Origin of the sequence: Streptomyces sp. 8N114, from assembly GCF_052245835.1 — a bacterium.
In the GTDB taxonomy this organism is placed as follows: domain Bacteria; phylum Actinomycetota; class Actinomycetes; order Streptomycetales; family Streptomycetaceae; genus Streptomyces.
The window spans coordinates 58,767-72,585 of sequence record NZ_JBQQBT010000021.1; the positions used below are offsets into that span (position 1 = coordinate 58,767).

Sequence of the window (13,819 nt, forward strand, 5' to 3'; positions counted from 1 at the left end):
GCCGTACAGGGACGAGGAGGCAGCGATGGGGAAGCTGGACGGCAGGGTGATCCTGATCAGCGGAGCCGCCCGTGGCCAAGGCGCCGAGGAGGCCCGGCTGTTCGCCGCCGAGGGCGGCCAAGTGCTGCTCGGCGACGTACTGGACGACGAGGGCGAACAGGTGGCGGCCGAACTGGGCCCGGACCAGGCCCACTACGTACATCTGGACGTACGTGACGAGGCCGACTGGCAAACCGCGGCAGACACCGCCGAGCGTGCCTTCGGCAAGGTCGACGGCCTCATCAACAACGCCGGCATTCTGCGTTTCAACGAGCTCACGGCGACACCGGTCGCCGAGTTCCGCGAGGTGGTCGACGTCAACCAGACCGGCTGCTTCCTCGGCATGAAGACCCTCGCCCCGCGCATCGAGCGGGCGGGCGGCGGCACCATCGTCAACACGGCCTCCTACGCCGCCATGACGGGCATGGCCTTTCTCACCGCCTACGCGGCGACCAAGGCCGCGATCGTCGGCATGACCCGCGTTGCTTCCATGGAGCTCGCAGGCCGGGGCGTCCGCGTCAACGCCATGTGCCCCGGCGCGATCGACACCCCGATGACGAACCCCGCGAAGGCGGCGGAGAGCGGCCTCCGGCTCGATGCCGCCGACACAGAAGCCGTCAGCAGCACGGCGGCCTTCTACGCCAAGATCATCCCGCAGGGCCGGATGGGCAGCCCGGAGGAGGTGGCGCGGCTGGCCCTCTTCCTCAGCTGTGCGGACTCCTCGTACGTCACGGGCCAGCCCTTCGTCATCGACGGCGGCTGGCTGGCGGGAGTCTCGGTGCTCTGAGCTCCACCTTTCCGGACGGCAGCCTTGGCGTTTGCTCCTTCGCTTGTGGAACGGTGGCGCCGGTGCGCCGGGACGGGGGCCGATTTCCGCCAGGAAGATTTTGCAAGTCCTACAGCATTTCATGATTGATTCTTCACTTTTCCGTCACTCGGAGCGCCGGCCCCGCCGTGCTCGCAGAGGGGGCCGTTCATGTCCGCAGCGGGGCTCTCCGCCGTATTGACGGCCCCACTCTGCGGTGCCAGAGTCGGTCTCATCGCTATCTGACGGAACGTCAGAAACGCTCGCCCAAGGAGATGACACCGTGGAGTTCGGGCTCTTTGTTCAGGGGTACGTGCCCGCCGCGCGGGCCCAGGCCGATCCGCAGGCCGAGCACAAGGCGCTGGTCGAGGAGACCGAGTACGTCATCCAGGCGGACAAGTCCGGCTTCAAGTACGCCTGGGCCTCCGAGCACCACTTCCTGGAGGAGTACAGCCACCTGTCGGCCAACGACGTCTTCCTCGGCTACCTCGCACACGCCACCGACCGCATCCACCTCGGCTCCGGCATCTTCAACCCGTTGCCGCAGGTCAACCACCCGGTGAAGGTGGCGGAAAAGGTCGCCATGCTCGACCACCTCTCAGGCGGCCGTTTCGAGTTCGGCTCCGGACGGGGCGCCGGCTCCCACGAGATCCTCGGGTTCCTGCCGGGTGTCACCGATATGAACCACACCAAGGAGATCTGGGAGGAGACCATCGCCGAGTTCCCCAGGATGTGGCTTCAGGACGAGTACCAGGGGTTTCAGGGGAACCACTGGTCGTTGCCCCCACGCAAGATCCTTCCCAAGCCTTATGGCGGCTCACACCCGGCGATGTGGTACGCGGCCGGCTCGCCCTCGTCGTACGCGATGGCAGCGAAGAAGGGGCTGGGGGTGCTCGGGTTCAGCGTGCAGAAGGTCTCCGACATGGAGTGGGTCGTCGAATCCTACAAGGGCGCCGTCAAGGACGCCCGGCCCATCGGCGGCTACGTCAACGACAACGTCATGGTGACCTCCACCGCGATCTGCGCCGAGACGACGGAGAAGGCCAAGCGGATCGCCGTGCACGGCGGCCTCAACTATCTGCAGTCGCTCCTCTTCCGCTATCACGACACCTTCCCCCGGCCGCAGGGCATCCCGCAGTGGCCGGAACTGATCCCGGACTACACCGAGGAAGTCGTCGATCTGCTGATCGCCGAGGAGCTGATGATCTGCGGCAACCCCGAAGAGGTGCTGCGGCAGTGCAAGCGCTGGGAGCAGGCCGGCGCCGACCAGCTCTCCTTCGGGCTGCCCATCGGGATCCCGTACGAGGACACCATGAACACGATCAAGCTCATCGGTGAACACGTGATCCCGCAGATCGACACCGACCCGGTGCACCGCACCACCCGCTTCCGCGACGCGGCCCGCAACGGCTGATCCGGCGAGGCGTCAGCCGCCCCGTCAGCTGAGCCGCTGATCCGGAGCAGGCGGCAGCTGATCCGGCCAAGCGTCAGCTGATCCGTTCGGCAGCAGCCAACCACGTCGCGCAGCGCGAAAGCAGGACCCCGCAGGCTCCGCGAAGGAGGACCCGCAGCATGCTTGACCACCTCATCACGGGCGCCACCGTCGTCGACGGCACCGGGGCGCCCTCCTACCGGGCCGACATCGGTATCCGGGACGGCCGGATCGCCGCTGTCGCCGAGCCCGGGACGCTCCGCGAGGAGGCCCGCAGCAGCCAGAACGCCGCCGGGCTGGTCCTCGCCCCCGGATTCGTCGACCCGCACACCCATTACGACGCGCAGCTGTTCTGGGACCCGTACGCCACGCCCTCCATGAATCACGGTGTCACCACGGTCGCCGGCGGCAACTGCGGCTTCACCCTGGCACCGCTCAACCCCGAGCGCCCTCAGGACGCCGACTACACACGGCGGATGATGTCCAAGGTGGAGGGCATGTCCCTGGTCGCCCTGGAGGAGGGCGCCCCCTGGAGCTGGCACTCCTTCGGCGCCTACCTGGACGCGCTGGAGGGCCGTACGGCGGTCAACGCGGGCTTCATGGTGGGCCACTGCGCCCTGCGGCGGTATGTGATGGGCCAGGACGCCATCGGTGGACAGCCCGACAAGGCGCAGCTGGAGCAGATGCTGCGGCTCCTCCACGAGGCGATGGAAGCGGGCGCCTGGGGGCTGTCCACGACCCAGTCGTCCACCCACTCCGACGGCGACGGCAACCCCGTCGCCTCCCGGCATGCCAAGCCGGAGGAACTGCTGGCCCTCTCCCGCGCCGTCGCCGACCACGAGGGCACCCAGATCGAGGCCATCGTCGCCGGCTGCCTCGACCAGTTCTCCGACGACGAGATCGATCTGCTCGCCCGGATGTCGGCGGCTGCCGGACGGCCGCTCAACTGGAACGTGCTCACCATCGACGCCGCCGTCCCCGAACGGGTGCCACGGCAGCTGGCCGCCGGCGAGCACGCCCGTAAGGAGGGCGGCCGTGTCGTGGCGCTCACCATGCCCATCCTCACCCCCATGAACATGTCGCTGGGCACCTTCTGCGCGCTCAACCTCATCCCCGGATGGGGCGACGTGCTCGGGCTGCCCGTACCCGAACGTCTCGCAAAGCTGCGCGACGCCGGTGTACGCGCCGAGATGCTGCGCCGCGCGGAAAGCAAGGAGGCGGGCGTCTTCCGCCGACTGGCACGCTTCGACAGATACGTCATCGGCGACACCTACTCGGCCGCCAACGAGGGGCTGACGGGCCGCGTCGTGGCCGACATCGCGGCCGAGCGCGGCCAGGACCCCTTCGGCTGCCTGGTGGACATCTGCGCCAACGACGAGCTGCGTACGGTGCTGTGGCCGATGCCCACCGACAACGACCCGGCGAGCTGGGAACTGCGCAGGCAGACCTGGGAGCACGAGGACGTCATGCTGGGCGGCTCGGACGCGGGCGCCCATCTGGACCGCATGTGCGGAGCGCCCTACACGACGCGCTTTCTGGGCGACTGTCTGCGCGGCCGGAAGCTGGTCGGCCTGGAGCGCGCCGTGCAGATGCTCACCGACGAACCGGCCCGGCTGTTCGGCCTGCGCGAGCGCGGTCAGGTGCGCGAGGGCTGGCACGCCGACCTGGTGCTCTTCGACCCCGAACGGATCGACGCGGGCCAGGCCACCCTCGTCCACGACCTGCCCGGCGACAGCCCCCGGCTCGACTCGCGCGCTGTCGGAGTCGTCGGCGTGTGGGTCAACGGCGTGGAGACCATCCGCGACGACAAGGTCACCGGCGCCGTGCCGGGCAAGGTCCTGCGCTCGGGACGCGACACGGAGACCGTCAGTACGAGGTGAGGTCAGTAGGAGGCGAGCGCCGGGCGGCCCGCAGCGGTGGTCACGACGTGGTGGTGCACGTGGTGTTGAGGGTGTAGCCGGGCTTGTTCTTCTTCAGCTCCTCGGCCTTGATCTTGCCGTTGACGATGATCTGGCAGCCGATCTCCTTCTTCGGCTCCTTGGAGGCGACCTGGAGGGAGAGCGACCTGCCCGGCTCGTGCTTGAACTTCTTGGACCACGGGGTCTTGACGTTGTCCAGGTCGAGGTCGTGGTCGCCGCTGGGATCGTCACCGGCCTGGTACTTGATACCGGGTATGTAGAGGCTGGCGGGCGAGTCGCCGGTGACCCGCAGCTCGACGGTGACCTGGGAATCCTGCTCCTCGGGAGCGGCCTGCGAATCGGAGGAGCCGCCGTTGGCCCCGTCGCTGTCGTCCTCGCTGTCGGAGCAGCCCGCGACCAGCAGCAGGGTCACGGCGGCAAGGCAGGCGGCTGCCTGTCGTGTGCGCATTGTCGGTGTGTCTCCACGTCTGTTCGTCGGCCGGGCCGCCCCCGCGGTCGGCCAGGCGTACGATCCTCACACGCGGGCGCTCGGAGTGACCACCGCACAGCGAACAAATCCGGGACGCACCTGAACTGATCCCGGGATCGGCTCAGCGACGCCGTAGCGCCGCGTCCGCCAGCGCGGGCGGTGTGTAGTAGAAGTCGTCCGGGTTCAGATCCGTGCCCGGCGGCACGATCTCGTCGATCCGGTCCAGCACGTCCGCGCTCAGCGTCACCTCGGAGCCCGAAAGCAGCGTCTCCAGGTGCTCCATCGTGCGCGGGCCCAGCAGTACCGAGGTGACGGCCGGATGGGTGCGGACGAAGGCGGTGGCCATGTGCCGCAGCTCGATCCCGGCCTCCTCCGCCAGCTCGGCCAGCGCTCGCACCGCCTCCAGCTTGCGCGCGTTGCCGGGCAGGCTCACATCGAACTTGTGCCGCTCGATGGCCGTACGGCCCGCGCTCAGGTCGATGTCGTCGGCCGAGCGGATACGTCCCGACAGCCAGCCCCCGGACAGCGGTCCCCACACCAGCACGCCGAGCCCGTAGCGCTGCGCCGTGGGCAGCAGCGCGGCCTCCACACCGCGCGCCAGGATCGAGTATGGCGGCTGCTCGGTACGCGGCCGGACGTGGCCGCCCCGTTGCGCCGCCCACTGGGCCTCCACCTGGAGCTCCGCGGGGAACGTGGAGGTGCCGACAGCGCGCACCTTGCCCGCGCGGACGAAGTCCGAGAGCGCGCCCAACGTCTCGTCGATGTCGGTGTTCGGGTCGGGGCGGTGGAGCTGGTAGAGGTCCACATGGTCGGTGCCCAGCCGGCGCAGGCTGTCGTCCAGCGCGCGGGTCAGCCAGCGGCGGCTGTTGCCGCTGAGGTTGGGGTCCTCGCCCATCGGCAGGTGCCCCTTGGTTGCCAGGATGACATCGTCCCTGCGCCCCTTGAGGGCCCGGCCGACGACCTCCTCACTGGCGCCGTTGCCGTAGGCGTCGGCGGTGTCCACCAGGTTGATGCCCGCGTCGAGGGCTCGGTGGATGATGCGGACGCAGTCGTCCTGGTCGGTGTTGGCGGTGCCCAGCATCATGGCGCCGAGGGCGTGGTCGCTGACCGAGATGCCCGTACCGCCGAGAATGCGCCGTTGCACAGTTGCACTCCTGTTTGTTGCGTTTGATTGTCGTGTCCCCTGTGTTCGGGTTCCCGGCAAGCCTGGCCCAGGCCGCACACCCCAGCCAGATCAAGCCCAGCCTGGGTCCGGCAGTACCACCCTCGGCGGATACTGGACGTATGACGGTCACGGAGAAGAAGGAGACGCTGGAGATCGGCGCTTTCCTCAAGTCCCGCAGGGCAGCGCTCGACCCGGAGGAACTGGGCCTGCCACCCATCCACAACCGGCGCCGCGTACCCGGGCTCCGCCGCGAGGAAGTCGCCCAGCTCGCGGGCATCAGCGTCGACTACTACATCCGCATCGAGCAGGGTCGCGCGCAGAGCATCTCGGCCCCGGTGCTCGACGGGCTGGCGCGCGCCCTGCGGCTGACCGACGACGAGCACATCTATCTGCGCAACCTCGCCGAGCCCCGGTTCGCCGACAGCGCGCAGGCCCGGCCCGTCGTACGGCCCGAGATCCAGCAGCTGCTGGACGCCATGGGACCGTACGTGCCCGCCTCCGTCCACGGACCCGGTATCGACTACCTGGCCTGGAACGCGCTGGGCGCCCGCATCGCCTTCGACCTGGAAGCCCTGCCGCCGCAGCAGCGCAACGCCCCGCTGCTCGTCTTCCTCCACCCCGACAGCCGTGCCCTGCACCCTGACTGGGACACCGTTGCCGCCGAGACGGTGGCCGCCCTGCGCTCCGAATGCGCACGCTATCCGTGCCACCCGCGGGTCAAGGAGGTGCTGACGCAGCTGCTCGACTCCAGTGCCGAGTTCCGCGCCCTGTGGGAGGACCAGCAGGTGCGCGAGAAGTTCGCGGGCCGCAAGCGCATCCGCCACCCGCAGGCGGGCGAACTGGAGCTGACCTACGAGACGTTCCAGCTCGCCGTCGACCCCCACCAGACGCTGTGCACCTACACCGTCGAGCCCGGCTCCCCCTCGGAAGCCGCTCTGCGGTGGCTCGCCGACCGGACGAGCGAGGAATCACTCACTCACTGACTCACTTCTGACTCACTCGCCCCTCCGGGACCTTCCCAGCCAGACGGGGTTCGTCATCGCCGCCATGGCACCGGGCAGCCCGGAGCCCTCCTTCGCGGGGTGCCGCACTTCGGCCCGCACATAGGTGGCCAGCGAGGGCGTCGTCCGCCAGGCGAGCTGCGTGCCGCTGCCGGTGAGCATCGTGCCCTCGTCCGTGACCAGGTGCAGCGTGGCACCCTCGGGCGTGCCCCGAACTGTGAGGGTGAGATGCACCTCGGTGTCGGGCGCCGCCCGTAGCGTTTCCCCGAGTGTGGCGTGAGCACCCTTTGCAGTGGTCGCCTTCAGCTCGACGGAAATCCGCGACGACTCGGCCAGATACGACCGTCCCGCCCGGATCGCCGCCAGCAGCGGGCCGCGCGCCAGATCGTCCGCATGGACGACGGTCTGCGGCAGACCCACGTCCTGACCCTCCCGGTGCGCGTCGCTGTTCCCCATGGCAGGCAGCCAGTTGTCGCCGCTGACGAGCATGTTGTCCCAGGCGGCCAGCGCCAGCTCGTCATCGGCCGTCCACGGCCCGTTCCACACCTCCACCGCGTCCGCGTACTCATAGCCGAACTTCCATTGGCAGCCCACGAACGGGCAGTTCGGATGCGCGGGGACCACCAGACCGCCCGCCCGGTGCGCGGCCCGCGCGAACCGCGGATACGCGTCGTCCCGGGCCCGGTAGCGCCAGTCGAGGAAGGTGCCAGGGTCGGTACCGAGCGCCAGATAGTGGCCGTTGCGGGTGGTGATCTCCTCGCCGCACAGCACCAGCAGATCGTCCCCCCACAGCCCCTCCCACGCGGCGTGCCCGGAGGTGGTGTTGTGCTCGGTCGTGGTGAGGAAGTCCAGCCCGGCGGCGCGCGCCGCGACCGCCACCTCCTCCGGCGTACGGCGCCCGTCCGAGTGCACCGTATGCAGGTGACAGTCGCCCCGGTACCAGGCACGGCCCCGCCCCTTGGCGCGCTCGGGCGGGTAGCTGGGCCGCGGCGTACTCCCGGGCTCACCGTGCCGCAGGGTGACCGTCACCTCGTAGTCCATGCCCTGTGGCGCCACCGTGTAGGGGCCCAGCGCCACATGCCAGGTGCCCGCCCGGACCGGGCCCGCCAGATAGCCGGGCGTCGCCTTCTCCGCGCTGATCGAGAAGGAGTCCCGGAAACCGCCGGACCAGCCGCGGAAACCACGTCCCCCCAGCGCCGTGCCGCCCTGGTCGAAGATGCCGATGTCGAGCGCGTTGCCGGGCGTGCCCTTCGGCACGTCCGGCTTGTCGTAGCGGTAGGAGACCGCGATCTCACGCACCCCCTCGGGAATCTCCACCGGCAGGTACACGAAGTCGGGAGCCCCGGGCGGCAGATGACCACGCAGCGTACGGCGCACTGTCGCACCGTCCTCCGCGCGGGCGAAGCTCGCTCCGGAAAGTGTCACCGCTGTCGCGGTCCCGGCAGCGAGAGAGAGCCGCAGCGCGTCGCGTCTGCCCATATGCGTGTCCGTGGAGGTGCTCATCGGGGTGTCCATGGGGGAGTTGTACGCGCGGCCGGTGAGGGGGAGAAGTCCTGGGGATGGCGGAAACGCCAACTGCTGCGCCGGACCGCCGCCCCAGAAGCAGCAGCCCTGCACGGGCATGGAGTTCACCCCGGCCCCCGGCACAGTGCCGGGATGCGGATCTCGACGACCATCCTGCCTGCCCATCGGCGGCAGGGGCCTCACGGACACCGTCTCCACCCTCCACGCCGCCTGGCGCTCCGCCGGCCGCCCCGGCACCCCCGCAGTCGTGCCCGGCTTCGTCCTCCCCTCCCCGGGGAAACTCCAGCACTACCGCGACCTGGGCGCCGAAGAAGTCCTGCTGCAACTTCCCCCGGGCACCGAACTGGCGGTCCTGAGCACCCTGAACGACTACACGCAGCACCTGTGAAGCCTTGGATCGATCAGGGCCTCCCGCTGGCGAGCGGTGAGCCGGTCGCGCCTGACCGCGACGGCATAGGCGTCGGCACCGATGCGCTGCGGTGCGATCGGATCGGTGAGACGGGGATGCCGCTCGGCGGCGAACAGCGCCGCGGCCACCCGGTCCGTCGACCAGCCCAGCGCTTCAGCCAGTTGCGCAGGGGCGAGCGGCTTACGGGCGTGCACCAGCGCGGCGAGAACCGTGGGCGCGTCGGCCTCGGCGGGATCAGGCGCGTGCCCGCCGGTCATCTCGGTACTGACACGACCGAAAAACTGTCCCATGGCGGCGAGCCGCACGCCCGCGGGAGTGTCCGGGCCGAGAATCTCAGCACCCTGCTGCGCCGCCTGAGCCCACACGGTGTTCTTCTGTGAGCTCGCCGTCCACGCCTTGATCCAGACGTCGTCGTCGACGACGTACCGCTCCCGCCGTCCCCTCGGAGAGCGTTCGCGCCGGACCAGCTCCAGCTCTTCCAGGGCGCGGACGGCCTTGGAGACGGACGCCGGGCTGACCCGCAGACACCGGACCAGCTCGGCCGAGGTGAGACTCCCGGAGTCCGCACTGACCAGGCAGGTGAGGACACGGGCCATCATGCGCGGCACACCGGTCTGCGTCATGATCCCGGCGAACCGGTCCACGAAGCCGAGCACCGCCTCGGGATCACGGCCAAGACCGCTCACCCCGGGCGGCAGCTCGGACGGCGGTGGCGCGGTCCGGCGGCGTCGCGCGCGGTGGGCGGTGGCGTGGTGAGCGTGGTCGGCGCGGTAGCGTCCCGGGCCCCCGTTGCGCCGCACCTCCCGGCTGATGGTGGACGTCGGTCTGCCCAGGCCCCTGGCGATCTCCACGTACGCAAGCCCGTCGGCCAGTCCCGCCGCGATGGTGTGACGGTCCTGACGGGTCAGCCTTCCTCCCGGCATCGAGCCCCCTTCCCGCCCGGCGGTGTGCTGTCCCGCCCGGCGACGTTCGGCCTTCAGTTTTTCGTTCGCGTTCGGTGCAGTGCAACGGCTGTGGACAGCGGTTGCATTCACGTTCAACTTCATTGCAAGGAATAGCAATTCGTGCCTAGTAAATGGCCCGTTGCACCGACCGAATCCATTGCTCGGGAGTGAAACGCAACGTAGCTTCACGCATCCCTGAAGCTCGCGTACCGAGGAAGGCAACAGACGATGACAACGGAGAAAGTGCGCCACGCACTCCACCGGGCCGTGACCGAAGGCGGCGTCCCCGGCATCCTCGCCGAGGCCCGGCAGGGCGACAGCCGATGGTTCGGCTCGGACGGTACGGCCGACAGGGAGACCGGCCGGGAACGGCGGCAAGAAGACCGCTTCCGTATCGGCAGCATCACCAAGACCTTTGTCGCCACCGTCGCCCTGCGTCTCACCGCCGAGGGCACGTTGAACCTGAACGACACGGTGGAGAAGTGGCTGCCCGGCCTGCTGCACGGCAACGGCCACGACGGCAGCGGCGTCACCCTCGCCCAGCTCCTCAACAACACAAGCGGGATCGTCAACTACACGGACGACACGGAAACCCTGCAACAGACCGGGAACTGCACGCCGGAACAGCTTGTGCGGATGGCGCTCTCCCACCCGGCACCGTTCGCACCCGGAACGGACTGGGCGTACTCGAACACCAACTACGTCCTGGCCGGGCTGATCATCGAGCGGGCGACCGGCCGGCCGCTCGCGGACGAGATCGCCCGGCACATCACCGGGCCCCTCGGCCTGAGCGGCACCTACCTGCCACGCGGGGACGACTCCTCCATAGTCGGCCCGCATTCCCGGCACTACACCAAGCTGCACTCGCCCGACCCGGACGCCGAGATCTACGACGCGACCGAACTGGACCCCACCCCCTACTGGGCCGCAGGCGCCATGATCTCCACCGCCGGGGACCTCAACCGGTTCTTCCGCGCGCTGCTCGGCGGCCGACTCCTCCCGGCGCCGCAACAGGCGGAGATGTTCACCATGGTGCCCACCAAGGACTGGCTGCCGGGCACCACGTACGGCTTCGGCATCTCCTCCCTCGCCCTCGACGAGGGCAGAACGGTGTGGGGCATGGCAGGCGCTCTCTTCGGCTCCTGGACGTGTGCCTACGGCACCCGGGACGGCCGGCACGTCCTCACGGTCAACCTCAACGCCGACTGGGCAAACGCCCCCTGGGACGATCCTCTCGGCCTTCTCACCGAGGTACTGGCCGCACAGTTCCAGCCCGACGAGGCGGCAGACCGGACCGCCTCCGGCGCAGCGGCGGGTACGGCGCACCGGTAGCCGACCGTCGTGCCGGCTCCTGCGGTCCGTCGTGCCGGCCCCTGCGGTCCGTCGGGCCGGCTCCCGCCGTCCGTCGTGCCGGCCCCCGCCGTCCGTCGTGTCGGCTCCGCAGGTCATCTGCGCCCGCCGCCTGCGGCGATGTCGGAGTGCGGGGCTACGCTCGGAGGATGACCTCACACGGACAGACGCCGACGGCCAACGCGATGCGGCGGGCTCTCAAGCGGGCGCGGGACGGGGTCGCGCTCGACCGGACGGAAGCCGCTGTGCTCCTCCAGGCGCGGGGCGAGGACCTGGCTGACCTCACCGCGTCGGCGGCCCGCGTCAGAGACGCGGGCCTGGCCGCGGCGGGACGGCCCGGTGTCATCACGTACTCCAAGAGCGTCTTCCTGCCCCTCACCCGGCTGTGCCGGGACAAGTGCCACTACTGCACATTCGTGACCGTTCCCGGCAAGCTGCGGCGCGAGGGACACGGGATGTACATGTCGATGGACGAGGTCCTCGACATCGCCCGCCGTGGGGCGGAGCTCGGCTGCAAGGAAGCCCTGATCACTCTGGGGGACAAGCCGGAGGACCGCTGGCCAGAGGCGCGTGCCTGGCTCGACGCGGAGGGTTACGACGACACGCTCGCCTACGTCCGCGCTGTGGCCATCCGCATCCTGGAGGAGACGGGTCTGCTGCCGCACCTCAACCCGGGAGTGCTGTCCTGGACGGACTTCCAGCGGCTCAAGCCGGTGGCGCCCTCCATGGGGATGATGCTGGAGACCACCGCCGAACGGCTGTGGAGTGAGCCGGGCGGCCCGCACCACGGCTCTCCCGACAAGGAGCCGGCGGTGCGGCTTCGGGTGCTGGAAGACGCCGGTCGGTCCAACGTCCCGTTCACCAGTGGTCTGCTGATCGGCATCGGTGAGACGTACGAGGAGCGTGCCGAGTCGCTGTTCGCGCTGCGCCGCGTCCAGCGCGCCTACCACGGCATCCAGGAACTGATCATCCAGAACTTCCGGGCCAAGCCGGACACCGCGATGCGCGGTATGCCCGATGCCGAACTGGACGACCTGGTGGCCACCGTTGCCGTCGCGCGGCACATTCTCGGCCCGTCCGGCTGCCTCCAGGCCCCGCCGAACCTGGTGGACGCCGAGTACGCACGGCTGATCGAGGCCGGTATCGACGACTGGGGCGGCGTCTCCCCGCTGACCCCCGACCACGTCAACCCGGAGCGCCCCTGGCCGCACATCGACGAGCTGGCTCAGAAGAGCCTGGCGGCCGGGTTCGAGTTGCGCGAGCGCCTCGCCGTCTACCCGGAGTTCGTCCAGCGCGGCGAGCCGTGGCTGGACCCGCGCATCCTGCCGCACGTACAGGCGCTGGCCGACCCGGAGACGGGGCTGGCGCGGGCGGACGTACGCCCCGAGGGGCGGCCCTGGCAGGAGCCCGACGAGGAGTTCGCGGGCCTCGCCCCCAGCGGCCGTACCGATCTGCACCGCACCATCGACACCGAGGGCCGCACTGCCGAGAGGCGGGACGACTTCGACGAGGTGTACGGCGACTGGGAGGAGCTGCGTGAGCGCGCGGCACCGGGGATGGCGCCCCAGCGCGTCGACTCCGACGTACGCGAGGCGCTGAGCCAGGCCGCCGACGACCCGACGAAGCTCACCGACGAGCAGGCCCTCGCCCTGCTGCACGCCGACGGACCGGCGCTGGACGCGCTGTGCCGTACGGCGGACGACGTACGCCGCGACGCGGTCGGCGACGACGTGACGTACATCGTCACCCGCAACATCAACTTCACCAACGTCTGCTACACCGGCTGCCGCTTCTGCGCGTTCGCGCAGCGCCGTACCGACGCCGACGCCTTCACCCTCTCCCTGGAGCAGGTCGCCGACCGCGCGCAGCAGGCGTGGGACGTGGGCGCTGTCGAGGTGTGTATGCAGGGCGGCATCCACCCGGACCTGCCGGGCACCGCCTACTTCGACATCGCACGTGCCGTCAAGGAACGGGTCCCCGGCATCCATGTGCACGCCTTCTCGCCCATGGAGGTCGTCAACGGCGCCACCCGTACCGGCATGTCGATCCGCGAGTGGCTGACCGCCGCCAAGGAGGCCGGGCTGGACTCCATCCCGGGGACGGCTGCCGAGATCCTGGACGACGAGGTCCGCTGGATCCTCACCAAGGGCAAGCTTCCGACGGCCACCTGGATCGAGGTCGTCAAGACGGCGCACGAGGTGGGTCTGGGCTCGACGTCCACGATGATGTACGGCCATGTGGACCAGCCCCGCCACTGGCTGGGCCATCTGCGGCTGCTGGCCGACATCCAGCGGTCGGCGGTGGAGAAGGGGCTGGCCGGTTTCAGTGAGTTCGTGACGTTGCCTTTCATCCACACCAACGCACCCGTCTATCTCGCCGGTATCGCCCGCCCTGGGCCAACCACCCGGGAGAACCGCGCCGTCACCGCCATGGCTCGGCTGCTGCTCCACCCATGGATTCCCAACATCCAGACGAGCTGGGTCAAACTGGGCACCGAAGGTGCCGCCGAAATGCTCCGCTCCGGCGCCAACGATCTGGGCGGCACCCTCATGGAGGAGACCATTTCCAGGATGGCAGGCTCCTCCTACGGCTCCTACCGTTCCATCAAGGACCTGGTCGCCATCGCGGAAGCCGCAGGCCGCCCGGCCCGGCCGCGTACGACCGGCTACGGTGAGGTCCCGCCGGAGCGCATCAAGGCAGCACACGCCTCGGACGGCCATCTGCCGGAGCTGCTGCCGGTGGTATGACGCCACCTGCTGCCG

General features: G+C 69.8%; 10 protein-coding genes and 1 pseudogene. 7 read left to right on the forward strand and 4 right to left on the reverse strand.

Translation table 11 applies throughout. The annotated features are described in order from the left end of the window. Positions 1-25 precede the first annotated feature (25 nt). The 3 genes from ACTWQF_RS29605 (at position 26) to ACTWQF_RS29615 (ending at position 4,156) form a co-directional block, all read left to right on the forward strand. On the forward strand, positions 26-826 hold the full coding sequence (locus ACTWQF_RS29605) for an SDR family NAD(P)-dependent oxidoreductase (protein WP_443282804.1): 801 nt from the start codon (positions 26-28) through the stop codon (positions 824-826). Between the two features lie 301 nt (positions 827-1,127). Beyond that, positions 1,128-2,258 (forward strand): LLM class flavin-dependent oxidoreductase, encoded by a 1,131-nt coding sequence (locus tag ACTWQF_RS29610; RefSeq protein ID WP_443282805.1) that lies wholly within the window; start codon positions 1,128-1,130, stop codon positions 2,256-2,258. An 80-nt stretch (positions 2,259-2,338) separates the two neighbouring features. Then, positions 2,339-4,156, forward strand: coding sequence for an N-acyl-D-amino-acid deacylase family protein (locus ACTWQF_RS29615; RefSeq protein WP_443282850.1), 1,818 nt, complete (start codon positions 2,339-2,341; stop codon positions 4,154-4,156). A gap of 40 nt (positions 4,157-4,196) precedes the next feature. Here the strand turns inward: ACTWQF_RS29615 and ACTWQF_RS29620 are convergent, their stop codons facing one another. Both ACTWQF_RS29620 and ACTWQF_RS29625 read right to left on the reverse strand, forming a co-directional pair. Next, positions 4,197-4,643 carry an MmpS family transport accessory protein gene (locus ACTWQF_RS29620; RefSeq protein WP_443282806.1) on the reverse strand — a complete coding sequence of 149 codons (447 nt, stop codon included), beginning with the start codon at positions 4,641-4,643 and terminating at the stop codon, positions 4,197-4,199. A 142-nt stretch (positions 4,644-4,785) separates the two neighbouring features. Then, on the reverse strand, positions 4,786-5,808 hold the full coding sequence (locus ACTWQF_RS29625; RefSeq protein WP_443282807.1) for an aldo/keto reductase: 1,023 nt from the start codon (positions 5,806-5,808) through the stop codon (positions 4,786-4,788). Positions 5,809-5,948: 140 nt separating this feature from the next. On the opposite strand from ACTWQF_RS29625, the gene ACTWQF_RS29630 reads away from it, so the two are divergent. Next, a complete protein-coding gene (locus tag ACTWQF_RS29630; RefSeq protein ID WP_443282808.1) occupies positions 5,949-6,812 on the forward strand; it encodes a helix-turn-helix domain-containing protein in 864 nt (287 codons plus the stop codon). Between the two features lie 12 nt (positions 6,813-6,824). Here ACTWQF_RS29630 and ACTWQF_RS29635 read toward each other — a convergent pair whose 3' ends face one another. Further along, positions 6,825-8,309: a CehA/McbA family metallohydrolase gene (locus tag ACTWQF_RS29635; RefSeq protein ID WP_443282851.1), complete on the reverse strand. Its 1,485-nt coding sequence runs from the start codon at positions 8,307-8,309 to the stop codon at positions 6,825-6,827. 142 nt (positions 8,310-8,451) lie between these two features. On the opposite strand from ACTWQF_RS29635, the gene ACTWQF_RS29640 reads away from it, so the two are divergent. Beyond that, entirely contained in the window at positions 8,452-8,742 is a 291-nt protein-coding gene (locus ACTWQF_RS29640; RefSeq protein WP_443282809.1) for a hypothetical protein, read from the forward strand. A gap of 218 nt (positions 8,743-8,960) precedes the next feature. On the opposite strand, the pseudogene ACTWQF_RS29645 reads toward ACTWQF_RS29640, so the two are convergent. Then, positions 8,961-9,686: pseudogene (locus ACTWQF_RS29645) on the reverse strand (MarR family transcriptional regulator); the annotation flags it as partial. Positions 9,687-9,935: 249 nt separating this feature from the next. Between ACTWQF_RS29645 and ACTWQF_RS29650 the strand changes: the two are divergent. Next, positions 9,936-11,039, forward strand: coding sequence for a serine hydrolase domain-containing protein (locus ACTWQF_RS29650; protein ID WP_443282810.1), 1,104 nt, complete (start codon positions 9,936-9,938; stop codon positions 11,037-11,039). A 167-nt stretch (positions 11,040-11,206) separates the two neighbouring features. After that, the gene (locus ACTWQF_RS29655; protein WP_443282812.1) at positions 11,207-13,804 is read left to right on the forward strand and encodes a bifunctional FO biosynthesis protein CofGH; all 2,598 of its coding nucleotides are present in this window, start codon (positions 11,207-11,209) and stop codon (positions 13,802-13,804) included. Positions 13,805-13,819 lie beyond the last annotated feature (15 nt).

Excerpts from the sequence above, each read along its gene's own strand:
- ACTWQF_RS29605 (WP_443282804.1), top strand. The coding sequence starts at position 26 with ATGGGGAAGCTGGACGGCAGGGTGATCCTGATCAGCGGAGCCGCCCGT.
- ACTWQF_RS29620 (WP_443282806.1), bottom strand. The coding sequence starts at position 4,643 with ATGCGCACACGACAGGCAGCCGCCTGCCTTGCCGCCGTGACCCTGCTG.
- ACTWQF_RS29630 (WP_443282808.1), top strand. The coding sequence starts at position 5,949 with ATGACGGTCACGGAGAAGAAGGAGACGCTGGAGATCGGCGCTTTCCTC.
- ACTWQF_RS29635 (WP_443282851.1), bottom strand. The coding sequence starts at position 8,309 with ATGGGCAGACGCGACGCGCTGCGGCTCTCTCTCGCTGCCGGGACCGCG.
- ACTWQF_RS29640 (WP_443282809.1), top strand. The coding sequence starts at position 8,452 with ATGGAGTTCACCCCGGCCCCCGGCACAGTGCCGGGATGCGGATCTCGA.
- ACTWQF_RS29650 (WP_443282810.1), top strand. The coding sequence starts at position 9,936 with ATGACAACGGAGAAAGTGCGCCACGCACTCCACCGGGCCGTGACCGAA.
- ACTWQF_RS29655 (WP_443282812.1), top strand. The coding sequence starts at position 11,207 with ATGACCTCACACGGACAGACGCCGACGGCCAACGCGATGCGGCGGGCT.